Source organism: Prosthecobacter sp., assembly GCF_049294395.1.
Lineage (GTDB): Bacteria > Verrucomicrobiota > Verrucomicrobiia > Verrucomicrobiales > Verrucomicrobiaceae > Prosthecobacter.
This window is the reverse complement of sequence record NZ_JBAQCR010000412.1, coordinates 1-24,035: the sequence shown is the minus strand read 5'-3', so window position 1 is coordinate 24,035 and position 24,035 is coordinate 1. Positions and strand designations below refer to the sequence as shown.

The 24,035-nt window shown below is 58.8% G+C and carries 22 protein-coding genes; 11 read left to right on the top strand and 11 right to left on the bottom strand.

Features of this window, described 5'->3' with window-relative positions; genetic code table 11:
- The 4 genes from WAW39_RS28530 to WAW39_RS28515 form a co-directional block, all read right to left on the bottom strand.
- The coding region (locus WAW39_RS28530; RefSeq protein ID WP_422322865.1) for a hypothetical protein at nt 1-1,422 on the bottom strand (1,422 nt) is incomplete at its 3' end.
- Nucleotides 1,423-1,566: 144 nt separating this feature from the next.
- Nucleotides 1,567-2,094 (bottom strand): DUF6036 family nucleotidyltransferase, encoded by a 528-nt coding sequence (locus WAW39_RS28525; RefSeq protein WP_422322863.1) that lies wholly within the window; start codon nt 2,092-2,094, stop codon nt 1,567-1,569.
- 5 nt (nt 2,095-2,099) lie between these two features.
- Entirely contained in the window at nt 2,100-2,429 is a 330-nt protein-coding gene (locus WAW39_RS28520) for a hypothetical protein (RefSeq protein ID WP_422322861.1), read from the bottom strand.
- 43 nt (nt 2,430-2,472) lie between these two features.
- Nucleotides 2,473-3,012 (bottom strand): flavoprotein, encoded by a 540-nt coding sequence (locus WAW39_RS28515; protein ID WP_422322859.1) that lies wholly within the window; start codon nt 3,010-3,012, stop codon nt 2,473-2,475.
- Between the two features lie 105 nt (nt 3,013-3,117).
- Between WAW39_RS28515 and nrdR the strand changes: the two genes are divergently transcribed.
- Together nrdR and WAW39_RS28505 are read left to right on the top strand one after the other, a co-directional pair.
- Entirely contained in the window at nt 3,118-3,606 is a 489-nt protein-coding gene (gene nrdR, locus WAW39_RS28510; RefSeq protein ID WP_395732304.1) for a transcriptional regulator NrdR, read from the top strand.
- A 6-nt stretch (nt 3,607-3,612) separates the two neighbouring features.
- Nucleotides 3,613-3,966: a histidine triad nucleotide-binding protein gene (locus WAW39_RS28505; protein ID WP_422322857.1), complete on the top strand. Its 354-nt coding sequence runs from the start codon at nt 3,613-3,615 to the stop codon at nt 3,964-3,966.
- Here the strand turns inward: WAW39_RS28505 and WAW39_RS28500 are convergent, their stop codons facing one another.
- A complete protein-coding gene (locus tag WAW39_RS28500; protein WP_422322855.1) occupies nt 3,967-5,067 on the bottom strand; it encodes a porin in 1,101 nt (366 codons plus the stop codon).
- 145 nt (nt 5,068-5,212) lie between these two features.
- Here WAW39_RS28500 and WAW39_RS28495 point away from each other — a divergent pair, with 145 nt between their 5' ends.
- Complete coding sequence (locus tag WAW39_RS28495) at nt 5,213-5,641, top strand: hypothetical protein (protein WP_422322853.1); 429 nt, start codon at nt 5,213-5,215, stop codon at nt 5,639-5,641.
- Nucleotides 5,642-5,699: 58 nt separating this feature from the next.
- Nucleotides 5,700-7,406, top strand: a complete 1,707-nt coding sequence (locus WAW39_RS28490) for an ArnT family glycosyltransferase (RefSeq protein WP_422322851.1) — start codon at nt 5,700-5,702, stop codon at nt 7,404-7,406.
- On the opposite strand, the gene WAW39_RS28485 is transcribed toward WAW39_RS28490, so the two are convergent.
- Nucleotides 7,396-8,187, bottom strand: a complete 792-nt coding sequence (locus tag WAW39_RS28485) for a phosphatase PAP2 family protein (RefSeq protein ID WP_422322849.1) — start codon at nt 8,185-8,187, stop codon at nt 7,396-7,398. The two genes, WAW39_RS28490 and WAW39_RS28485, sit on opposite strands and share 11 nt — an antisense overlap.
- 148 nt (nt 8,188-8,335) lie before the next feature.
- On the opposite strand from WAW39_RS28485, the gene WAW39_RS28480 reads away from it, so the two are divergent.
- The 4 genes from WAW39_RS28480 (at nt 8,336) to WAW39_RS28465 (ending at nt 12,016) form a co-directional block, all read left to right on the top strand.
- Nucleotides 8,336-9,523: a DUF3419 family protein gene (locus tag WAW39_RS28480; protein WP_422322847.1), complete on the top strand. Its 1,188-nt coding sequence runs from the start codon at nt 8,336-8,338 to the stop codon at nt 9,521-9,523.
- A complete protein-coding gene (locus tag WAW39_RS28475) occupies nt 9,523-10,167 on the top strand; it encodes a class I SAM-dependent methyltransferase (protein ID WP_422322845.1) in 645 nt (214 codons plus the stop codon). The genes WAW39_RS28480 and WAW39_RS28475 overlap by 1 nt, the downstream gene beginning before the upstream one ends.
- A gap of 71 nt (nt 10,168-10,238) precedes the next feature.
- Nucleotides 10,239-10,679: a DUF3592 domain-containing protein gene (locus WAW39_RS28470; RefSeq protein WP_422322843.1), complete on the top strand. Its 441-nt coding sequence runs from the start codon at nt 10,239-10,241 to the stop codon at nt 10,677-10,679.
- On the top strand, nt 10,676-12,016 hold the full coding sequence (locus tag WAW39_RS28465) for an O-antigen ligase family protein (protein ID WP_422322841.1): 1,341 nt from the start codon (nt 10,676-10,678) through the stop codon (nt 12,014-12,016). Before WAW39_RS28470 ends, WAW39_RS28465 begins: the two co-directional genes overlap by 4 nt.
- Nucleotides 12,017-12,370: 354 nt before the next feature.
- On the opposite strand, the gene WAW39_RS28460 is transcribed toward WAW39_RS28465, so the two are convergent.
- A complete protein-coding gene (locus WAW39_RS28460; RefSeq protein ID WP_422322839.1) occupies nt 12,371-14,452 on the bottom strand; it encodes a sulfatase family protein in 2,082 nt (693 codons plus the stop codon).
- A 92-nt stretch (nt 14,453-14,544) separates the two neighbouring features.
- Between WAW39_RS28460 and WAW39_RS28455 the strand changes: the two genes are divergently transcribed.
- Complete coding sequence (locus WAW39_RS28455) at nt 14,545-15,057, top strand: hypothetical protein (RefSeq protein ID WP_422322837.1); 513 nt, start codon at nt 14,545-14,547, stop codon at nt 15,055-15,057.
- 96 nt (nt 15,058-15,153) lie between these two features.
- Nucleotides 15,154-16,419, top strand: a complete 1,266-nt coding sequence (gene tyrS, locus WAW39_RS28450; protein WP_422322835.1) for a tyrosine--tRNA ligase — start codon at nt 15,154-15,156, stop codon at nt 16,417-16,419.
- A gap of 19 nt (nt 16,420-16,438) precedes the next feature.
- Here the strand turns inward: tyrS and WAW39_RS28445 are convergent, their stop codons facing one another.
- Entirely contained in the window at nt 16,439-18,706 is a 2,268-nt protein-coding gene (locus WAW39_RS28445; protein ID WP_422322833.1) for a protein kinase domain-containing protein, read from the bottom strand.
- A gap of 603 nt (nt 18,707-19,309) precedes the next feature.
- Nucleotides 19,310-20,056, bottom strand: a complete 747-nt coding sequence (locus tag WAW39_RS28440) for an RNA polymerase sigma factor (protein WP_422322832.1) — start codon at nt 20,054-20,056, stop codon at nt 19,310-19,312.
- Nucleotides 20,057-20,226: 170 nt separating this feature from the next.
- On the opposite strand from WAW39_RS28440, the gene WAW39_RS28435 reads away from it, so the two are divergent.
- Nucleotides 20,227-22,512 carry an FAD-dependent oxidoreductase gene (locus tag WAW39_RS28435; RefSeq protein ID WP_422322830.1) on the top strand — a complete coding sequence of 762 codons (2,286 nt, stop codon included), beginning with the start codon at nt 20,227-20,229 and terminating at the stop codon, nt 22,510-22,512.
- A 3-nt stretch (nt 22,513-22,515) separates the two neighbouring features.
- Here the strand turns inward: WAW39_RS28435 and WAW39_RS28430 are convergent, their stop codons facing one another.
- Together WAW39_RS28430 and WAW39_RS28425 are read right to left on the bottom strand one after the other, a co-directional pair.
- Nucleotides 22,516-23,127 (bottom strand): DUF1801 domain-containing protein, encoded by a 612-nt coding sequence (locus WAW39_RS28430; RefSeq protein WP_422322828.1) that lies wholly within the window; start codon nt 23,125-23,127, stop codon nt 22,516-22,518.
- 11 nt (nt 23,128-23,138) lie between these two features.
- The coding region (locus tag WAW39_RS28425; RefSeq protein ID WP_422322826.1) for a DUF5077 domain-containing protein at nt 23,139-24,035 on the bottom strand (897 nt) is incomplete at its 5' end.

The following is a 24,035-nucleotide window of genomic DNA, read 5'->3' as shown; positions in this document are numbered from 1 at the left end:
CACAGGCGGTTTCCCGGCGCGCATCGTCAGCGCATCGACCATGCGGCCGCGCAGGTCCGCATACGGCGTCTCCGCCAGCCGGCTCCACAGCGCCGCATCCGGCCATCCCGGTGAACTTTCCTGCGTCATCCAGGCCCACGCTCCTTCACGAATGCACGCATTCGCACTGTCAAAAAAACGGCACACCACCGGCATCTGATAAACCTCCGCCGCGCCAAGCTGCGCCAGCGCCCAGCGCGCGATTTCGCCCCCAATGCTAAGACATTGCGCCCGCCACAGACCTGCAATCACATCGCGCTCGGTGACATCACGCGGCGGGGTCTTCTCCAGCAGTCGCAACCCCAGCCGTGCGATCGGCGTGGCCTTCGCCAGTGCGATCTCCACACGCTGCGCCAGCGTCACCCGTTCATCACGCACATGCTTCAGCATCGCATCGCACAGCAGCTGGGCCACGCGCGGGTTCTCGCATTTCAGCAGCTTCAGCCATGTCTCCAGCGGCCAGTTGGCCGCTTCCGCACACTCGGCCAGCAGCTGCGCGCCGTAGCTCTGCACCTCCTCATCGCCATGCGCCAGCATGCGGGTCAAAACGTCCGCCGCAGGAGCAACCAGGATCGTCTTCGCCAGTTCCTGATGCCAGGCCAGCGCCCACACCCGCACCAGCCGCGACTGCGCAGCAACAATCAGCTCCAGCGCTGCCACCACTCCCTCCGGCGTGCGCCAGTGCTTCGAAAACGCCGGCTCCGGCCGCAGGTCCGCCAGCGTGCGTCCTTCCTTCAGCACCGCCCGCAAATTGCTGAACTCCACTGCCTGGCTCTCGCCATGCAGCACATGCATCAGGCTCCAGCTGTCCATCAGGTGCTCCCCCGCCGCCAGATCTGCGTCCTGAAAAGCTGCCAGCGCCGGCCCAACCGCCGCAAGATAACGCGGCCCCTCATTGAACCCCAGCTTGCGGAAGTACCGCCACACCCGCCGCTGCAGGTAGTAGCGCGTGCGGTATTTAAAAAGACGAAACTTCTCCAGCTTCTTCGGCGTGAGGTGCTTCGACATCACTTTCGAAAACACATCGCGCGGTGTCTTGAGAATCTCCGACTGGATCATCACTCGCGTGACCCGGTCCCACTGAAATTCTTTGGCGCGCACCCGCCGCACCAGCCGGTCAAACGCCACCAGGCAGCGAGCCATCACCGCATCATCCCCTCGCAGCTCCGCAGCCTTGAACAGCCGTTTCACCACCACCTGATGCCCCGGCTTGTCGAAGGGCAGTTCCAGGTACCGCTGCATCATCGTTCTTGCCCAGGGCCGCGGATCATTCTTCCATTTCTCCGCCAGCCCTGCGAGCGCCTTCGGCTCCTTCATGCTTCGAATCGTCTCCAGAAAAGCATCCGCGCCCGCACTGAGTTGTTCCTCAGCCAGCAGATGCATCCCCCGTTGATCACTCGAATTTCCCACGAACACCGACTTTGGAAAAGAAGCGAAATAGCGTCAATGAAAACCGGTGAAGCCATGCAAAAATTTCACCCTTCCCTTGCGAGCATTGCCGCATGCGTCTGCAAAAAAGCCTTTTCTTCAGTTCCGTCGTTGCTTCACCGCCTCCGCCACGACTTGATCCCAGACCGCGTGCGTTTTCACAATCCACTTTTCCTCCATCGGCGTGTCCCAGAGCAGTTTGCGCACCTTCGCTTCATCCAGCCTTGCTGTGGCCAAAAGGAATGACAGCAGCCGAATGTCCTTGGGCCGTCCGGCAAAGAGCTTGGCCACGGCCATGTCGTGCGGGTCGAGTGCAAACACTCGCGGGCAGCCTTCCAGAGGCACCAGGCGATCGCGGAAGTCTGGTGGGAAATTGCCGAAAGCGGCGGGGCGAACGATGTCGGCGTAATAGCCGAACATTTCAAAGAATGGGCTGTTTTTGCCGAGGCACTTGGTCAGCATCGCCCCCAGTTCGTCGCTCCACGGGTCGATGATGAAGTCAGCATCGTTGGTGTTTTCATAAATAGTGGTGGCTTCCGGCAATTCTGGAAAGGTTGCAAAGGCGGAAGCGGAGCCAAAGACAATGATCTTAATTTCTGGCACCAGGCTTGAGGCTGCCGTGGCCATGTGAGTCAGTGCCTGGAGCTGCATAAAAAGCGGTCACTCTCCTCTTCGCTTAGCACCCCTGGGAAAGGAGCAAATCCCTTGAGAAAACGTGTCTCCTCATCATCAGCGCGGAGCAGCTTTCCCAAATCTCGCATTCCATCACGGGTTGCTTGCGCCTTGGTGATCAGGTCCTGCCATTGCATGAGGCGCTTAATAGCCCAATGCCCTCGATGCACCCAGCGGGTGATATTGCGCAGCGGAATCTCCAGCAGCTCAGGCTCCCGCTCAAACTTGTCCGCGAGGTAGCAGAAATACGCGTGTTCCAGCTTGTCGCCAGTGTCGTCGTGCTCGTGCATGGGCGGAAGATAGCGGACGTGGGGCTGGCTGCCAAGGGGCGTTTTAGCGGGTGGCCAGGACGCCCGCCACTGCTTGGAGGATCGTTTCCACCTCCGCCAGCCGTCCTACCCCCTCATAGCCGCAGGCGAGCATGCCGGAGGCGGGTTCGACGAACTGCGCACCGAAACCGCGCAGGGTTTCCACGTTCTTCTGCGTGGCGGGGTGCTGCCACATCTTGCCGTTCATGGCCGGGGCGATCAAAATCGGGGCGCGGGTGGCCAGGGCGATGGCGGTGAGGGCATCGTGGGCAAAGCCATTGGCCATGGAAGCCAGAATATTCGCGGTGGCGGGGGCGATGAGCAGCAGATCCGCCTCGTCGGCGAGCTGGATGTGCCCGGGCTGCCAGCCTTCCTTTTCAGCAAACAGGTCGGTGATGACGGGATTTTTAGACAGCGTTCCCAGCGTGAGGGGCGTAACAAATTCCAGCGCCGATTTCGTCAGCACGCAGGTCACCCCATGGCCGGCCTTGGTGAGCTTGCTGGCGAGGTCCGCCGCCTTGTAAGCTGCGATGGAACCGGTGACGCCGAGGATGATGCGGGACATAAACCCACGATAAACGCGAAAATCCGCCCGCAAAGCCCGATCTACGAAGCTGCTTGCCATACTGCCCGCGAGAAAGCACATTCCCCACCCCTACCCCCCGACTGAATGCGTTGCCCCAAATGTGGAAGCTCACAGGATAAAGTCATCGACTCCCGCGAGGCGCGGGAAGGGCATGCCATCCGCCGCCGCCGGGAATGCATGAAGTGCGATTTCCGCTTCACGACCTATGAGATTGTGGAGCGCGAAGAACTGCGCGTGGTCAAGCGCAACGGCGCCCGGGAGAACTTCAACCGCGACAAGCTGCTGGGCGGCGTGCGCAAGTCCTGCGAAAAGCGCCCGGTGAAGATGGAGCAGCTGGAGCAGCTGGTGGATGACATCGCCAACGAGCTCGAAGAAGAAGGCTACCGCGAAATCCCCAGCACCGTGATCGGCGCGAAAGTCATGCGCCGCCTGGAGTCGATCGACCACGTGGCCTACGTGCGCTATGCCTCGGTGTACCGCCAGTTTGAGGACGTGGGCGAGTTCATCGACGAGATCAAGAGCCTCGGCGAACGCCGTCCGCGCGATGGCAAGCAGCCGGAACTTTTCCGTTAATCCGCCATGAGTGAGAAGACCATTTTTCAAAAGATCATCGATCGCGAAATCCCCGCCCCGCTCGTCTATGAGGACGATCTGGTCGCCGCCTTCAACGACGTCAATCCCCAGGCTCCGATCCATGTCTTGATCGTGCCGAAGAAGCTGATTCCGCGGGTAGGTGAAGCCGTGGCAGAGGATCAGGCCACGCTCGCCGCGCTGCTGCTCGCTGCGGGGAAAATCGCCGACAAACTGGGCATCAAAGACCGCAGCAAGGGCTTCCGTCTGGTGATCAATCACGGCAAAGATGCAGGCGAATCCGTACCACACCTGCATGTGCATATGCTGGCAGGGCGCAGCCTGGAATGGCCGCCGGGCTGATCAGAAATTGAAGCGGATGCCGCTCAGACCCGTCCAGCCACTGAAAACCTCGGTGCCTCTCACGCCGTCCATGTGCGCGTACTCGATTCCGGTCATGAGTTTCAACCGGTCACCATAGATGCGGTAGTTGAGCCCCAGGTAGGCAAACTCATAGTGCCTGCCCATGCCGCGTTGCGGCAGGGTGCTGACCTCTCGCTCGTAGCGCCGGGAGTCGCGGATGACGGCAGCGTCCGAACGCGCGGCGTGGAGATGCAGGACGAGCTGGACTTTGGAGGTCAGATCATAACTGGGCATGAAGGTGAGGCCCCAGGTGGTGTCCACGTTGCCCGTCAGCATCAGGACCTCGGTCATCAGTCCCAGCGGGCCGTCTTTGAGATCGGCACTGAGGGCGATGTTGGTGTCCCACGGGCCTTTGCCGGTTTTGCCGCGTCGTCCATCATCCTGCATGTAGTCGAGGCGGACATTCGCGCGATCAAGGCCGGTCTGTTGGGTGAGGTCGTAGCGCAGGCTGGCCACGTAGAGAGCCCCCACATTGAAGCTGCCCAGCTCGCGGTCCCAGTCCCCGCCATAGATGCCGACATTCCAGTCCCACCGTCCTTTTTTGCCGTCGATGGCGACACCTGGCAGGTAAAAGGGCCGGGCAGTGTCCACCAGCAGGCTTCGCTCGAAGGTCAGCAGCTCATAGGAGCTCTTGGCCCACTCTTGTGACCAGCGCGGGCGTATCTTCCCAAGCGAAACCGAAAAGAGATCACTCGGCTTCCAGGTGAGGATCAGGCTCCAGAGTCGTTCGTAAAGCAGCCCCTGATCGGCATCCGCATTGATCTGGGCGCTGAACTGAATATTGCCCGCAAACTGGGTGCGGATGCCGTAGCGGATGCGGCGGTTTTCCCAGCCAGAGGCGTTGCCCTCATGGCTGTCCACCTGGTAGTTCTGCAGCTCGTAGCGACCGATCAGGGAGAACTCGCGCAGGAAGGACCCTTTGGGATTGGTATAGAGCTTCGGATAGGCCCACATGCGGTCATAAAATGACGGCTCTTCCTGCCCTCGCAGCCATGTCGCCAGCACGACCAGCAGGCAGAGGCAGCGGAGTAAAACATTCATGGATTATGCGGGCGGAAATGGGCGGAAATTTGAAAATGCCCGCAGATTCGGAGCCTTTTGGCTCATGCTGGCAAAAAAATCCAGTCTGGGTGCAACTTTGGTTTGTGAGGGCTGTTTGAAAGACTGATCATACCCCCCGTCCGTCATGGAACCCCTCTCGCCCCAAGACCCCATCGCCAAGCTGCTGGCCCAGGCCCGCGCGGTCGAAGTGCGTACCAATTTTGCCCAGAACGTCGTGCGTGCCGCCCGCCAGACCCCGCAGGATCGCGGCTGGCTCGCTGCTTTGCGCACCTGGTGGGAAGATGTCTCGTTTGCGGCCCCTGCCGCCAAATGGGCCTTCGCCACGGTCACCGTGGCCACCCTCGCTTTGGCACTCGTGATTTTCCAGACTCAGCCTGCGGCGGAGACTCAGCTTGCCAAACAGGAAGCGCCCGCAACGGCCGTGCCTGATCTGCCTCTGCTCGCTGCAGCGGCGGAGACTCCGTGGGAGGCGACCTTTGACACTCAGGCTCTGCTGGCGGTGGATGACACATCCCAGCTCACCGACAGCGAGATCGGCTTCCTGCTGTATTAACCGGCGGTCGCCGTGTGACAAAATCGTCGGAACTTGCTGACGGAAGAAGCCTGCGCTCATGCCAAATGGCGTGATGGGTTCGTCCGCCACGCCATTCTGGAATGACCAGCGCTGCCGCCAGCATGGCTGGTGGGTGCTGCTGGTGCTCGCCCTCCTGCTGTATCTGCCGGGAACGTCCACGATCCCACTCATGGACCGAGACGAGCCGCGCTTTGCCCACGCCACGGTGGAAATGATGGATCGGGACACCTGGACAATCCCCTATTTCAACGGCGCGTATCGTTTCGACAAACCGCCGCTGACCTACTGGTGGATGCGGCTGCACTACTTCCTTCTCGGTGTGAACGAGCTGGCGGCGCGGCTGCACAGCATCGCGGCCGTTTATTTGACCGCTCTCGTTGTGGCGGGCATGGCGCGAAAACTCACGCAAAATGCCAGCGCGGGCTTGGTGGCAGGCGTGGCCTGGCTCACCAGCCTGCAGTCGCTGGTGCATGGCCGCTTATGCGTGGCGGACATGCCGATGATCCTTCTGGTGGCGCTGGCATGCCGGGCTCTGCTGGAGCTGCTGACAGAGCCGCCCCTGCGGCGGTGGCACGGCTGGTTTTGGTGCCTGTGGCTGTCACTTGGCGCTGGGTTTCTGGCCAAAGGGCCCATCGCTTGGTTGGTACCCGCGCTGGCTCTCGTGCTGTGGCGCTGGGTGTTTTGGAAGAAGCCGCTGCCGTGGGGCAGGCTGCAGGCGGTGTCCGGCCTGTGCATCGCATTGGCAATGGTGGCGGCCTGGGGTGTGCCGGCTTTGATCGAAACAAACGGTGCATTCTGGAAGACCGGCATGGGCGAGCATGTGGTGAAACGCGGCACGGATGTGTTCAATGGCCGCAAGTTTGTCCCCGGCTTCTACCTCCTCACCACCTGGCTGAGCCTCTTTCCCTGGATGGGTTTTGCACTGCCGGTGTGGCGCAGTCTGCGGATAAACTGGACAGCGCAGACGTCGTTTCTAGCCGCGTGGTTTCTCGCGCCGCAGCTCATCTTCTTTTTCTATGCGACGCAACTTCCACACTACGTCATGCCGGGGTATCCGGCATTCATCGTGCTGCTGGCGCTGGCATGGCAAAACCGCATTCGTGCAGTCCCCGTTGCGGCGAAATGGCTGACGCTCGGGATGGCGGCTCTCATTGCAGGCGGCTGGATGTTTGCAATGCAAATCCAGCAAGGCAGCATCCGGGATCTGATGTACAGCGCTCTGCTGGTACTGACCTGTGTTCTGGCCGTGGGAGGTGCCGTAGCCTGCGCAGTGTGGAAACAAGGCATGACGCGCCGCAACACTGTGCTCGTCTTCCTGACGGTGGCGCTGACGAGCCTGAGTCTCTCGCTGCTCGGTCAGCAGTTGCGTTCCACCTCGGTGCCAGTGCGTGTCGCCGGGCAACTCGGCACGCTGCCGTCTGACATGGCCCTGCATGGCTGCGGTTACACGGAGCCCAGCCTGGTGTTTTACACGAACCGCATCTCGCAGTTCACGGATGATGTGAACGAAGCGAAGCGCCTGCTTCAGCAATCCGGCCCTGTCGCTGTGGTGGTGCTCAAACGCGAGTGGACGCTGGACCGCTGGTTCAAAGGACTGCTGGGAACGGCACCGAAAGGAACCGCCGCGAAGGACCACACAGCGAGCTTGCAGATTGAATCAGTCGGCGTTCAGAGCCAGATGATTGAAGGCTTCAACGTGGCACGCTTCAGCTGGGCGGAGGTGCAGCTCTTGATCAAACGCTAGGTGCTGCACGCCGCATGCGGCGCACGGTGAGGCCAAGCGGTACACCGAAAGCAAATGCCAGCAGCACAGAGGTCAGCACATCGCTGGGATGGTGGCAATTGTTCTGCATGCGTGACCATGCAACGCCGCCGGACACCGCCAGCAGCGGCACTCCCGCCGGTGGAAATGCCACTGCCAATGGCACGCAGGCGCCAAACGAAGTCGCGGTATGAGCGCTGGGAAACGATTGTTTGCGGGCGCTCAAGGTGGGCCCATAAAATCCGGGCGCCACGTTGCTGCCTGGCCGGGCGCGTCCGGTGGTAACACGAATCACATTGACCAGGCCGCCAGTGAGCACGGTGCCCATGACTGCAGCTAGAGTCAGCCGCCGAAAAAAGGGCGAACGCCTCACAAACGCAAAGCAGGTGAGCGTGCCGAAGACGAACACATTGAACCCCGCCAGATCGCCCCAGTAGCTCAGCCACCGCGCCACGCTGCGGATGCGCTCACACTCCACTGAATCCCCCACATGCCGCACCTGCGCCAGCAAGGCGAGATCCTGCGGCATGAGCCAGACAATCAGTGCAACACTCAGCAGCACGAATCCCAGCAGCTTCCAGCGATTGGCCGCCAGCATGGCTTTGGCGCTGCGAAAGAGGCACACCACATCCGCCCACCAGCAGGCCAGCAGGGGACGTGCCTGATGATCAAAACCCGCAGGCAGCCACGAGGCCGAAGCTTCTGTGGCAAGCTCATCCCAAGACGCTGCATACGGTGGCAGCAGGCCGTGTTGTTTGTCCATCGGCGGCAATGAAAACGTGATTGGCCAAATGCCCAGCGCATGGATGGAAACGAATTCGTTGCGCTCTGATTGTGTGACGAAACAAACACACTCGCCTGCTGGCTCATTGTCACATTTCGCGTGAACAAATAACTACTCCCTCGCGAACATGCTCAAAGAGTCCCCACCCCGCCGTCCGGTTCAAATGTTGAAATCGGCTCATGACCTGGTTTTCCGCCATGTTCACAATTCCAACCTCATCTACAACACGGCATGGGAGGATCCGCGGCTCGACCGTCAGCTGATGAAGCTCGATGCGAACAGCCGCGTGGTCATGATCACCAGCGCTGGCTGCAACGCTCTCGACTACCTGCTGGACAATCCGGCGGAGATCCACGCGGTGGACATGAACTACCGGCAGAATGCACTGCTGGAACTCAAGCAGGCGCTCATCCGCCAGGGCAACTTTGAAGAGCTGTTTGAGATGTTCGGCTTCGGCTCGCATGCTGAGTACGCTTTTGTTTATGACCGTGTGCGCAAAACGCTCTCCGAACCCGCACGGAAGTTCTGGGACAAACGCATCAGTTTCTTCAATCCCACGAGTCTCAAGAAGTCGTTCTACTACCACGGCACCTCCGGCATCGCCGCGTATGTGATGGGCAATGCGCTCTTCAAGCTGCGCCCGAACGTGAAGAACTTCGCCACCTGCCTGCTGGATGCCCGCTCCTTGGAGGAACAGCGCAGCGCGTATGAACTCTTCGAACGCGAGATCTGGGGGCCGTTCAGCAACTGGCTGCTGCGCCAGCCCACACTGATGACGCTGCTGGGCGTACCGCGTCCGCAGATCAAACTGATCCAGGATTCCTATCCCGGCGGGCTCACCGATTATGTAAAGGACAAGCTGCGCCATGTGTTCACGGAGCTGCCGATCAGCGACAACTACTTCTGGCGCGTGTACATGACCGGCTCCTACACCCTGGGCTGCTGCCCGAATTATCTGAAGCAGGAAAACCAGCCAGAGCTGAAGTCACGCGTGGACCGCCTGAAGAGCTACACCACCACGCTCTCGGGTTTCCTGCGCGAGTATCCCGGCCAGTACACGCACTTCGTGCTGCTGGATCATCAAGACTGGCTCGCGGCCCATGACACCGAAGCTCTGCGGGATGAATGGGAGCTGATCCTCGCCAATAGCGCCCCCGGAGCCAAGATCCTGATGCGCTCGGCAGGTGTGAACCTCGAGTTTGTGCCTGACTCGATCCGCTCACGCGTGCGCTTCTTCCCGGAACGCACGGAAGCCCTGCATCAGCTGGATCGCGTGGGCACCTATGGCAGCCTGCACTTTGCGGAGGTGCTGTGATGAGCATCACCGCAGACACATCCTCATCCGCCCATCGCACAGGTGCCGCGCTGGAACGCTACTACCAGTTCCATTCGCGCATCTATGACGCCACGCGCTGGAGCTTTCTGTTTGGGCGCGAGAGCGTGCTGATGCGCGCTTCTTGCGTGAGCAAACCACAGCGCATTCTCGAAGTCGGCTGCGGTACCGGACGCAATCTGCCAGGCCTGCGCCGGCGCTTTCCACAGGCCCACATCACGGGCGTGGATCTCTCCGAACAGATGCTGGCCATTGCCGCGAAGAAAGTGCGTGATGACAAAATCACGCTGCTGCGTCGCTCCTATTCAGCCCCCATTCATGAAGACGGGAAGCCTTATGATCTCGTGCTGTTTTCGTACGCCTTGTCCATGTTCAATCCCGGCTGGGAAAAGGCGATTGATGCCGCGTGGGAGGATCTTGCCGAAGGCGGCTGCATCGCCGTGGTGGATTTCTCCGATTCATACTTCTCCTGGTTTCGGAACTGGATGGGCGTGAACCATGTGCGCATGGAAGGCCACCTCTGGCCGTATCTGAGCGGGAAGTTTGCACCGCTGCTCGATGAGCGTTTCGCCGCCTACGGTGGTGTCTGGAACTACGGCATCTTCATCGGCCGCAAGCAGGCCTGAGTGTGGCGATAGTGTTTCGTGCAGTTCGGTGAACTGCTCACATTTTGGAGTGCCGCAAGCCACTTCTTCTCATGACCCACATCGTACTTCTTGGTGCCGTTTTCGCGCTGTTTGCCTTCATCTATTTTCTCCGTCGCTTCAGCACCGCATGGTCGATGCGTGGCTGGCGGCGCACCGAGGGCCGCGTGGTGATGGCGGAAATGCGGCGCGGAAAACAGAAAACCCCGGACGGCTGCCTGCTGTATGACCCGGTGCTGCGCTACTCCTACACCGTGGGCGGGCAAACTTTTGAAGGCAACCGCTTCACTCATCAGGCCGTGGGCAACGCGGCCGGCCGAACCACGCAGTTCATCACCCGTCTCACGCAGGGCTCGGAGGTGCCGGTGTATTACCATCCGCGCAATCCCGCAGAGGCTGTCGTGCAGCCGCTTTCCTGGCAGGGTTCAGCCATGGCGGCGCTCACCTGTGCGCTCTTGCTGATCCTGCTTGCGGCCTTACTCTGGTTTGCGTGAAAAGCCTGACACCTGCCTTCATCAACGAGTGCGCAACGCATGAGTTGCGACGCTCCATGGCCGGAATTTGGGCGGGACAAATCGCCGTGACCGGCTTTGTGGCGGGTCATTCCTGCCTGCCCAATATTTGGGTGCATCTCGGGTGGTTGTTGATCGCAGGATTGCCCGCGCTGGCATTGACAGACTGGACGCCGCACCTCAGGCGCTGGCAGACGGATGCCGGCGCACTTTCAGTCGTCGCATTCCTGCTGTGGATGACGCTGCGCTCCTGCATCCAGGTCCCCTTCATGCCAGATCGCACGCTGGATGAAATCATGCGTGGCATCGTCGGCGTCAGCCTGCTGGTGATGTTCTGCGCGCTCGTCTGGCAGCAGGCGCAAAGCCGTGAATCCCTGCACGCCGTGGGCTGGGTGACGGGAATGACGAGTGCTCTCGCCGCGCTGATCAGCATCCTGCTTTCGTATTTCGTGCTGCCCCATCATCAGGCGGGAGAGCGGCTCATGAATCTGCTCGTTCACGGGGGACTCAATCCGGTCTGCACGGGATTGATCTTCGGCTTTGCCGCTTTGTGGCTCGCGGCGTTGATGGAGCATGAGGCCACGCCTCTGCCGCGCAGGATCGCCTGGGCCGCCATCGTGCTGCTGCATTTCGCGGCGTTTCTTTCCGGCAGTCGCGGTGCCATGCTGGCACTGGCATGCGGCCATGCGGTGCTGCTGTCAGCACGCGGCTGGCGGCGTGGCAGGGTGGCGGTCTGTGTGTTCCTCCTGACAGGAGCGGTCTATTTCACCAGCGCCCCGCTGTTTGCACACCTGGCGCATTGGCGTTCGGAACCGGCGGCTGTCACTGCCTCTGCGCCCGGCATCACCCATCATTTTCAAAAAGCGGTCGAGCGTGGCGACAACAGCCGCCTCGATATCTACCGGGCTGGGTGGAATGCGATGGACAATCTCTGGCTTGGCACCGGCCAGTGGGGAGTGTGCGGGATCTGGCAATGCGAACTGCAGGCCAAAGCTGACATCTCCATGATGTCTCACCTGCACAGCGCCTTCCTGGCCACCTTCGTACATGGTGGGATCGTCGGTGCGGCACTGCTGCTGCTGGTTCTCAGCCATGGAATCAAGCGTGCACGTCGACTGGCTGTTCAAGGAGATGCCACGTGGATCGCGCTGCTGGCGTTTGGCTGCGGCGGGTTGCTGTTTGATGGCGAATCACTGGCCTCGTTGGCAACTGCGCCACGTTTCGAAGGACTTCTTTTCTGGCTGCCGCTGACGGTCGCGCTGGCACGTGGATCCGTTATATCACGATCCGCTGAAAACAGGCCTGTCTCTGAGCCGTGAAGCCTCTGGAATCGAAACGGCTCACGGCATTTTTCGACAGAAAGCGCATGCCAGGACTTGTTCATACCATGATCTGTTGAATACAGGTCCGTTGCTCCGCACGTCACGCCCGCAGGAGCTTTTAAAAGGGGCATGCGATGAGGCGGCAGCCCACGATGGAACGAACGCGCGCAACGCAGCCCCACCATCCAGAGCAGCGCGTGCCGCAGCGCTGGTAGGGAACCGCTGTGCGGGTCCGAATTTGTGGGTCTGCAGCGTCGCGGGCGCTCAAAAAGGTGCGCCGTCCTTGGAATGTAGAGAGGCAGGAAATGCGGACCGTTGCCACAATGGACTCCTTTTCAACGGCTGATGCTATCACTTCACCACCTGCAAATTCTTGAAGCCAGACTCACCATCAAACACGATCAAATTGACCTGCTCCTTGGCCTCAGCGATCACCGGGTGTTTGCCTGTCGCCGTGACTCCTGCGATTTGAGCGGTCACCTGATCGCCTTTGAAGGTGATGCGCAGTGTCTGCCAGTCTTCGGCATTGAGTTTGATCTTCTGCCGGGCCAGCGGCTCCGTCTGGCTCTTGTCCTGCCCTTGGTCGGGATTCTTGGTGATCTCCAGCACCGTGCTGCTGACAACGAGGCGGAAGGAATGCTTGCCAGCCGTGTGAATGCGCAGCGAATGACGACCTGCGGTGTGGAGCTTCATGTCATACTGCAAGGTGCCGTCCGTGATCGGCAAAGGTCCGGTCAATGTAGCGCCCTGTTCCTCGGTCTTTGGCGCGGGATTCCAGATGGCGTCATCATGCACCTGCCAGGCACCACGTGTCAGGGTCCACGGTTTGACCGGCAATGCTTTGAAAGCCTGCGCCAGCACCGGGCTTCCCGAGAGTGCGGGAAGTGCCGCCTGCGGCTTTTTCTCCACGATGGGTGGCAGTTCGCGGCTGTAGCCGCCATCGCGATAGCGATTCACCAGGGCGCTCAGTTCCTTCACCACCTCAGGATTCTGCGCGCTGACATCTGTCGTCTCGGCGGGATCTTCCTTCACGTTATAGAGCTGAGGTTTGAACTGTGTCGCGTGGGCCTTGCGTGCTCCGAGTTTGATGTCGCTGACAGGAATGCCCTCGATCCATTTCCAGGGTCCTTTGCGAATCGCGAAGACGCCGTCGGAGCTGTGGATGAACATATGATCGCGAGTGGGTGCGGCGTCCTGGGTGCCGAGGAAGGCGGGCAGCGCGTTGAAGCTGTCTTCTGCAGCCGTGGCGGCAGCGGGCAGCTTTTCTCCGACGATGGCCGCCGTGGTGGCCAGAATGTCGGCTACGCTGATCATGTCATTGCATTCGGTGCCCGCAGGGATCTTCGCAGGCCACCGGGTGATGAAGGGCACTTTGAAGCCGCCTTCCCAGACATCGTGTTTGCCGCCACGAAGACCGGCATTCACTTTGAGCCCGGCTTTGAAGGCCTGCGTCTGCACGGTGTCCCGCGTGGGCGTGAACACACCGCCGTTGTCGCTGGTGAAAATAACGAGCGTGTCCTGCGCGATGCCCTTGTCATCCAGCGCTTTCAAAACACCGCCCACGCTGCGGTCGAGCTCGAGAATCCAATCTCCGTAAGGTCCAGCCTTGCTCTGTCCGGCAATGTCCTTCTCGGGCGTGACGGGATTGTGCACCGCGACGGGCGTGTAGTACAAAAAGAAAGGTGTGCCCTTCTTCTGCTGCGTGATCCACTCGGCCGCCTTGGTGGTGAGCAGCGGCATGACGCGTTCATTCACACGCCGTGGCGCATCAAGATCGAGGATGGTCGCCTTGCCGCCTTCTGTGTCTTCGGGGCCGTAGGTGGCTTTGAAATTCGGATCGTCAGAATCCGGGCCGTGCAGCTTCATGCCGGCGGGGATTTTGCCGCTGCGCAGGCCATACACGAAGCGGTTCTCCACAAACACGCCGGTGAGATCGCCATGATTGCTCGGCACACCGAAGTGGTAGTCGAAGCCGATGTCCAGTGGCCCGGGAGAAAGCTCAGCGGTGTAGTCCGTGCGCCATTTCAGGGAGCCATCATCCGTTCCATAGCCCAGATGCCATTTGCCGATCGCAGCCGTTTGATAGCCGTGCTTTTTGAGCAGCGAGGCCATGTTCAGCCGCGTCGTCTCGATGTGCAGCGGAGAAAACGTGCCCAGCACCTCATGCGTGAGGGAGGTGCGCCAGCAGTAGCGCCCCGTCATCACCGAGTAACGTGTGGGTGAGCAGACCGAAGAGGTGGTGTTTGCATCCGTGAAACGCCGCCCCTCTTTGGCGAGGCGATCAATGTTCGGCGTCTGCACTAGCTTGCCATCCGCGCCGTAGCACCCGGCGCTGCCATAGCCGTAGTCATCGGCCAGAATGATGACGATGTTCGGCGTGTCGGCGGCAAAGGCGGCTGAAGCAAAGAGAGCAAGAAGGGGCAGAAAACGCATGGCCCGTTGACGAAGGGGAGGCTGGCTGACTTTCATCAAGTTGCGCCTTTCCCATTGCGACGGCTCCGGCACGCTTCACAGTGTGCGCAGCCATGCCACGCCGCGCTCTCTTCTCCTTTTTGTTCTGCCTTGCCAGCCTCCTCATCACCGGCTGTGAAACCACCGGTCTCACTCCCCAGCAGTCTGCCATGGTGGAGGCACGCCACCGTCAGATCGCCATGGAGCCGCGCGGGGATTACTTCATCGGCCGCCGGTTCTACATCAATCACACCCATCTCTGGGGTTATGTGCGCAGTCCGGGGCAGACCTGGGAGAACTCAAAGCTCGTCATCATGAACGAGCGCCACCAGAAGATCCCTTATCGTCTGCCCGAGCAGCCCACCGATGGCGGCTACGCCTACGGGGACGATCACAATGCCGAGTACACCCTCTGGGGCCGCTTCACGGGCCGCAAGGTCTTCGACCCCAACAGCAACCTCGTGCTGCCTGAGTTTGAACTTCGCCGCTGGGAAGTCCGCAATGAAAGCCCCGGCTGGCTCTTCAAGCCCAACGAAAGATTCAACGGTTCCCAGCTCCTGCGCTCTGAACCGGGCTCGACGCCCTAAAGGCGTCTCACCGCCATCCACCTCGCAAGGGACGAAGTTGAGCGGGCCACCGCCTTTTCGTCATTCTAAATTCGTCATTCGTCATTTCCCCTTCTCATGCCCACGACCGACCTGATCGCCGATCTCGAATGGCGCGGCCTGCTCAAGCAGTGCAGCGACCTCGAAGCCCTCAAGGAAGCCCTCAAGACGCAGCAGACCTTCTATTGCGGTTTTGACCCCACCGCTGACAGTCTGCACATCGGCAATCTGCTGCCGCTCATGGCCCTGCGCCGCGTGCAGGAGCATGGACACAAGGCCATCGCCATCGTCGGTGGCGGCACCGGCTTGATCGGCGACCCCAGCGGCAAGGCCAACGAGCGCACGCTCAACACGCCCGAGACCGTCGCTGAATTTGTGAAGCGCATCGAGGTGCAGATCCGCAGCATCCTCGTCCCTGAACAGACCATCATCGAGGACAACGCCTCGTGGATCTGCAAACTCAGCGCCGTGGAGCTTCTGCGCGACATTGGTAAAAATTTCACCATCGCATGGATGCTGGCGAAGGAATCCGTCAGCGCCCGTCTCGAAAGCGGCATCTCGTTCACCGAGTTCACCTACATGATCCTGCAGTCGTACGACTTCGTGGTGCTCAATGAGCGCCACGGCTGCACGGTGCAGATCGGCGGCAGCGACCAGTGGGGCAACATGACCGCCGGCATCGACCTCGTGCGCAAAATGCGCGGACAGCAGACCTACGTGGTCACCTTCCCGCTGATCACCACGAGCTCGGGCAAAAAGTTCGGCAAATCCGAAGCCGGTGCCATCTGGATGGACGCCACCAAGACGAGCCCGTATGCCTTCTACCAGTTCTGGGTGAACTCCGAAGACCCGGACGTGCCGCGCTTCCTGCGCCAGTTCACGCTGCTCTCACACGAAGAGATCGAAGCCATCGAGGCCGAGCACAATGCGAATCCCGGACAGCGCAGCGGCCACAAACGCCTCGCCGCCGAAGTCACCCGCATGGTGCATGGCGAAGAAGAACTGCAAAAAGTCATCCTCGCCTCCCAGGCCCTCTTTGGCGGTGCCGATCTGGCCACGGCTGATGTCGGCACCCTCATCGAAGCCACTGCCTCTGCACCGAGCACCGAAGTCGAACTCGCCAGCATCCCACAGATCGCCGACCTCCTCGTCACCCTCGGCCTCGCCACCTCCAAAGGAGATGCCGGCCGACTCATGAAAGGCGGCGGCTTCTACATCAACAACGCCCAAGTACCAGCCGGAGAAGTACCCGTGCTCACCCCCGAAAACTTCCTCGGCGGCCGCCTCTGCATCCTACGCAAAGGCAAGAAAAGCTACGCGACCGTGCGTGTGGCAGGGGTGTGATGAAGGTAATCGTCTGATATTAATCGCTCAGTCTGATTTTCAATTGCTGCCGAGCATATTCAAATAAGCGATTAGCCAGCCCAAGCACTTTAGCTATAGCCTGTGCAATCAAGGGAGATGCGATACAGCAAATAATAAACCACCAATTCCAATTGATAATCCCAAACAATTTGAGTGGCAAAGAGCAAAGGCCGAGAAAGATAAAAAATAAGCAGGACCACGACAAGAAAGCCGCCAAATACATAGCCCTCAAATCTAGGTAAACGGACCGTGTTTTGAAATGTTTACTTCCCAAGTATTTTCGGAGGCCAAAATGTGCTTTCTGCAAAGTTACGATTGCCCGAGGCGTCATAATTGCATAACCATAGCGGCCCAAATCCGCGAGTGCCCACAAACTATTGGGATGATTCGACTCAAAGCGTCTGCAATAAATGTGGTAAACTTCTTCCAGCAATACACGAGCCTCGCGACGATCATTGTTATTAATTCCAGCTCCTTGATTCAATGCGATCCCCAGGTGTGTCTGAGTGTCTAATACATCTACATGTTCGCTTCCTAGCAGTTTCCGCTCCGCGCTTAGAACTGCACGGTACTCGCTAATTGCCTCAGTCCATCTGCGTTGAGCCGCCCAAGTTTTGGCTAGATGAAAGCGCATCGCTAACGATGCCATATGCTCAACTCCAACTGTTCGAGACCGAATGTCGCAAAGATCGAGAAATGTGGATTCTGCTTCTTCGAAGCGGCCCAAATCACGAAGTATTATTCCATAACTTTTTCGACAACGTAGAGTGTCTTCGTGGTTATCGCCTAATAGGCGAGTTCGAATCGCAATGACTGGCAATATCATTTCGGCAGCCTTCTCATTCTCACCCATGCTGCCATGCAAAACTGCCAGCGAATATTGGATCGAAGCCCAGGCTAGTGGATCAGCTTGCTCATCAACCAGTGCTGCTGCTGCCGTGAGATGACTCTTAGCTCGTTGATATTGATACTGAGCAATAGCGTAGTCAGAGGCAAGATCCAGGCACTCGACAAGATCTGAACTCATCGCATTTCCAGCACGCAAAAGCGAAGCCTTCGCCTCGAGTGCGATCTGTTCTGCATCGTCGTACCGGCCCTCGATATAACATGCCCTTGCTTTATCTAAAATTGGCGAGCTTGGTTTGGCCAACATGCTTCGCAAGAACTCAGGCATCTTGGCCTCTAGTGTTCCGGCTTGTATGCCGTACTTTGCTTCCAATTCAGCAAAGCTGTCTCGCACATTGACTTGAGTGCCTTGTTCCGCAAAGCGGTGATCTCGACGCCCGCTATCAGGAGAAACTTCACGCAATATATCCATTAGCACCGCGTGATGAGCAGCTTCAAGCTCTGGATCGGCAGAGACATTCGACCAGGAGTCTTGGCTGAGCGATTTACCTTTTGCCGCAAGGGCTAATGCAAGTCGAAGTTGAGAACTGGTTTGATAACGATCTGCAGACCGTTGTTGAAGGCATCGCTGCAGAATTTCAACCAAAACTTTATCTTCTCCGCAGATGGTAGCAAGATCTTGCTTGAAAGTTTCTGTGTCATCCAACCCACACAGCATTTCAAGCATGACTTTGCCAAAACTGAAAACATCCGATGGATATTCAACAGCCTGCCCTGCCTGCTGCTCAGGGGACATATAGCGTGCAGTGCCAGGAACATAATGGCCAGTAAGTGCTTCCGCGCCCAGTTCCTTAGCAATACCAAAATCCAGAAGGCATACCCTGCCGTCATTGCACAAATAGATATTGGATGGTTTGATGTCACGATGAACGATTCGACATAGGTGAACCGCTGCAATACCACGACAAACGGATATTGCAGTGGAGAAAAACTCAATCTTGGACAAGCCCCCACTTTTCAATCGGCGAGCCAAGGTTTGTCCCTCAAGAAATTCCATGGTGATGAAAAGCCAAGACCCCTTGCTACCACTTCCGGTAATTCGAACCACATTTGGGTCTGCAATTTGCCAGAGATGTTTCGCTTCTGCTAGAAAGCGTCTTTTTGAATCTTCGGAGGTGTCGGCCCCTTGTGCCAAAATTTTCAGTGCAAAGAACTGATCGTTAGGAAGCGAGCGGACTTTGAAAACAACCCCCATTCCACCACGCCCAATCTCTTCGATAAACTCAAACTCAGGAAAATATTCCCGAGCTTCTTTGATAGTTAATGATCGCGACTTCGAGAAATTAGCTTGTTCTGCGAGTGCTCGGAAAACTGCTGCTGGGCTCACAGGCTGGTTAAAAGCAGAATCTTTTGTTTTCATAGCGAGACATCTACATATTAAAAGATGCAAATGAAGGCTCTCACTGTAAATCACAGCAAGAGCCTTCATCTATCGAGCATCACGGAGAATAACTTTCCGTTTACTTTCTGCCTAGAAACATATCGAACCAACTTGTATGGCTGCGCTTTTTTTCTCGGGTGGTTTTGGGTCGTCTTTGATGCTTGTCACGGTTTCCTTTCCAGGATCCGGTGGATTGCTTTTTGCGATTGTGTGACATAGTTGCTTTTGGTGTTGATGTTTTGTTAATTAGTCGTCGCCATGCCCTTCAAGATATCCTGAATTTCCACAGCGCTCGCGCAGCGAACTGAAATCGCTGCACCTGTCACAGCGGCTGCTGTCGTCGTATATTTCCACCTCGACGCAGCCGCAGCTCCACTCCGTGATTTTCGCACTAGTGGAACAGTCGCCGCAGCTACAATTTTCTGTCCTTGAGTCCTTAATGTAGGCCATAATGGTATCGGTTACTGAGTTGATTGACAAAACTCATGTTCATCGCACAGCCGACACTCGCCGGGTGGAATCCTATGTGTTCTACCTGCTATTTGCGGTTCTCAGTGCCCGATGACAAAAAATCGTGAAATATTATCCCCATAGCTCTTCAGCAGGCATTGTGGCTGCCACTCGCGAGATATATGCGAGTTCAGCGTCCAGCTCCTCGGCGGAAGACGCAGTCGTGCGGATTTCCTGTCTGACCTGATTCTTGATCTGCCCATAGAACATATTGCTAAGTCTGGAAAACCGTTGCGTCCATGCTTCCCGGGAATCGCCGGTTTCAGCCGCCAATCTTTCATAGGCACCCGGCGGCGGCGGCCTATGAATCAAGAACTGTTTTAGACGAAGCCAGTGCTCAGGGTTCACACGCCGGATGATTGCCGCAACGGCATTCCGCCAACAGTTAATCACCCAGTCCTGGTCAAAGGTCGCTGTGTCGCATACAGCAAGGCTTGGGTCATCAGGAGAAATGTTCTCCAATGAATAGGTAGGGTCAGATGGACCGCCTCTCTTTGCCGCAGTGGCACGGCGGTGACGTTCGTAAATCTTGTTAATCAGAGCCTTGATGAGAAAAGTTCGGAGTCTTCCGCGCTGAAGGTCGAAGCGCTGAAGCGTTTTGCTCAAATCCATCGACATCTCCTGCACTACATCAGCAGCATCTTCATGCTTCAGGCCTTGCCGAAGTGCAAAAAGATAAAGCGGTTTCCAATATCTGATGACCAGTTTCCGAATAGATGCCAGGTCCCCGCCTACAGCAAGCCGCACGTTAGTGTGTTGCGTATCGGTAAAATCACCGTTAACCCCATTGTTTAAGAAATCGGGCAATGAATCTGACATGATCGTTAGACAGTTAAGTTGTCACAACTTGTGTTGTGAGTCTGAACAATCACCATTTTGAATGCTAGTCATGCAATTTTAATGGTCGATTTCTGAGTTGCGGCCAGATTAATCCAGCCTCGGTGGTTCTGAGACTGGACGATATCGAGATCGTGTTCAACGATGGTAGCATGAAGCCTCTCGCAGTCCTTGCTCTCGCCGCCAGCTTCTTTTCAGCAGCAATTCACGCCGCTGACTCACCCACCCTCGATGCCGACCTCCTCATCGTCGGCGGCAATGAATCAGCCTGTGCAGCAGCAGTGCAGGCCGCACGTCTCGGCGTAAAAAAGATCGTCCTCGTCAATGACATCGACTGGCTCGGCGGGCAATTCAGCACGGAAGGCGTGGGGTGTCCGGATGAATGGACCGGTGTGAATGGCCGTCGCGTCAACTTCCCCCGCAGCGGCATCTACAGCGAAGTCATCAACCGCATCCGCGCGCACAACTCACAAACCTACGGCATCCCATCTCCCGGCAATTCCTACTGCGGCACCGAAACCATCGAACCCGCAGCAGCAGCGAAGATTTTCGAGGAACTCCTCAAGCCCTGCGTCGATGCCGGAGTACTGCGCATCGAGCGCGGCTGGCAGCCGAACAAGGTCACTGTCGAAAACAACCATGTCACCGCAGTCACCTTCGTTCGCAGCCAATCTGCCTCACCCCTGACCGTACGCGCAAAGCTCACACTCGACTCCTCCGACTGGGGCGATGTCATCCGCCTCAGCGGGGCCAAATACAGCGCAGGTCCTGATTTGAAATCCCGCTTCGGCGAAGCCAGTGCCCCAGCCGCCTTCGATGACGCAGGCCAGCAGGAGATGAATCCGCTCTCCTGGTGCGTGGTCCTACGCGAGGCAGGCAAGAACAGCCTCATCCCCAAACCCGCGAGCTACGACGCACGCTCCTTTGCTCAGCTCGATAAAACACCGCCATGGGTGGACAGCGACATGAGCACGGGCACCTACAGCCAGTCGGGCTGGAGCGTGTACACGCACCGGCGTCTGGTGGACCGCTGGCACAACAACCTCGCCCCGGGCACGGAGGCGACCTTTCTAAACTGGCCGGTGCAGGATTATCCCCTCTGCCAGCTCCCACAGCGCGTGGCCGATGCCCTCGAAAAAACCGAAGCAGGCGCATCGAAGAAAAACATCGTCGATCTCACACCTGCGCAGCGGCAGATCATTTTCGCTGACGCGAAGCAGCACACGCTGGGCATGCTCTACCACCTGCAAACCGCAGTGCATGATCGCGTGGGTGATTTCCCCCAGACGTTCCGCAACATGAAACTCACCACCGAGTTCGGCACATCGGATCTGCTGCCGCCGAAGCCCTACGTGCGCGAAGGCCTGCGCCTCGAAGCACTCTACATGCTGCGCGAGCAGGACATCCGCGCTGAAACCCGCGAGCCAAAATGGGCCAAGGTGATGGTCCCCGATGGCCTCTTCGGTTTCCAGTTCAACATCGACTTCCATCCCACGCGCCGCCGCTTCCTCAGCGAAGATCGCAATGGACCATGGCTGTACGTGCAGACGCCTTCTCGCGGCTGGCACACCGACACCGACCGCGCGATGTTCCCGCTGCGCGGCCTTGTGCCGGTGCAGATGAACGGCCTGCTCGGCTGCTCCAAGAACATCGGCGTCAGCAGCGTGGTGCAAAGTGCGCTGCGCCTGCACGGCCAGATGATGCACGTCGGTCAGGCCAGCGCCACCCTGGCGTGGCTCTGCCTGCGCGATGGCATCCAGCCCCGTGCCGCAGCGGCTGCGCAAAAAAACTGGCGCGAGATTCAGCTGCGCCTCGTGCGCGGCACCGGCGGTCCCGGCATACTGCTCTGGCCCTGGCAGGATCTCCCCACCGACGCTTCTCATTTTGAGGCCGCCAACATGCTGGCGGCGCGCGGCATCTGGCCTGCGGAAGCGGGCAGCGTCTTCTTCAATGCGGAGCACCCCATGTCGCGCCGCGAGCTCGCCCGCGTGCTGGCCCGGGTCATCCGCGCCAGAGCAAATGCACCGGAGTGGAAAGTCGCTGCAGCGCCTCGCTTCAGCGATGTGGGCCAGGACGATGCGGATCGCGCGGCCATCGAATCCCTTTGCTCCTGGGGCATCGTGACGACGGACAAGACCTTCAATCCCAACAACAAGGCAGACTGGGCCACGCTCTATCGCTGGGCCACCGCATTGAAGCTGCCCGTAAATCCAGGACTCTTCAGCAAAGACGTTGCACAGCGTCCGCTCACACGCGCTGATGCAGCGGTCCAGCTCTGGCACGCGCTGCGCCAGCAGGGCGAATGGCTCAATGACGACGACTCATGGCTGCAACCCGACAACGATCACGATGAGGACCAGCGCAAGGATCTCAACGATCCGCTGCCCTTTGACAGCAACAACAACGGCGTGCCGGATCGCCTGGAGTACCTGCCGTAAACCTCACGCCTCCTTGCGCTGCGCCCACTTTTTGCCAGAGGCCAGCGCACGCAGTGTTTCACCCAGACGGCGCTGGAGGGTCTCCTCCTGCTTCGCGGTGCTGATCCACACCTTGTATTCACGCTGGCAGGAGATGCTCATGGCCTTGAAGCCCGCCGCTGCTTTTGGGTTTTGCTTCAGCCCCTTGGCAAGCGCCGCAGGCATCGGCCATTCGGCGCGCTGCTTAGGTGTTGGTGGCTTGGCAGATTCATCGGCATCCAGCGCCACGGCAGCGTGCAGCAGTCGCTGAAAGGCCTTCGCATTCAGTTTCTCCAGCCGGGTGACGCGGATGGTCTGGATGCTGGTGTTGGCTTCACCGCCTTCAAACAAATTCGTGATCTCACGCAATTCCGTGCCGCGAAAGAAGGTGATGCCGAGGTGCTTCTTGCACGCACTGAGTCCGCAAATGTTTTTCCTGCCGCTGAAACACAGCACGTTCCATTTGATGGACTCCGTCAGATCCGGCTCCCAGCGCTGAATCCAGCCGCGCACCTGCCGCGCCATGGCCTGCGAAAACTCCGGCGCGAGATCGAGCCAGGTTTCGGGATCACGGGTGGAGGTGCGCGCACAGTCCATGCATGCAGAATTCAGCTCACCGGCTTGAGCACAACCTTGTTGACGTCAAGCACCGCGCTCTTGGCTTTCGACACCGGATCGATCACAAGGCGCATCTTGCCCGCCTTTTTGATCTCCACTTCACCCACCTGCTCTTCAGACCACTTCTGAAAACCTCCAGTGTCCTTGACGCTGAATTTCAGCTCTTGCTCACCGAGCTTCACGGCCACTTCGCTGCCCTCATTGCCGGTACCGCAGCCGTGCACCACCGTCACCTTGTAGCGGCCCGGTTTGGTGACTTCGAAGTCCCACTCGGCAAAGTCGTCTTCGCTGGTCCAGAAGCCGAGGCAGTTCTTCTCGGTTTTCGGTTCAAAGCGCATGTTTTCAGACCACGTGGTGGCGCTGCTGGCTTCGAGCACGATGCTGCCATCCGCAGCCTGCACGGGCGCGGGGCCTTCAGGCGCAGGCACAAAGGCCACTTCATGAATTTCAAATCCCGGTTCCGTTCCGGTGGCGGCGGCATAGAGGGAAAAGGGATACACCGTGGACTTCTCCACATACACCGTTCCATAGACGGCTTGCTTGGGCTGGCTGGTGGCCGTGAGCGTCTTTTTCAGCGGCTGCTGGGCAAAGCGGAACTGGGTGCCCAGCGTGGCATTTCTGAGCGTGTAGGTCACTCGCACCTCGTAGCGGCCCCAGCGCTTGGCATTGAAGCTGGTGCAGTCATACTGATCCCAGTGCTGCTGGGAGGTGTGCTTGATGTCCTTGGGCTCGATGACGATCACACCGCGCGTCGGTTCATTCACGCGCAAAACGGGCTCGTCACTGCCAAAGCCGTTCAGATCCACGGGCGCAGCGGCAAACACCGGCTCCGCAGGTTTGACGGGAGCAGGGGCGGGGACAGGAGCCGGTGCGGCGGGCTTGGCTGC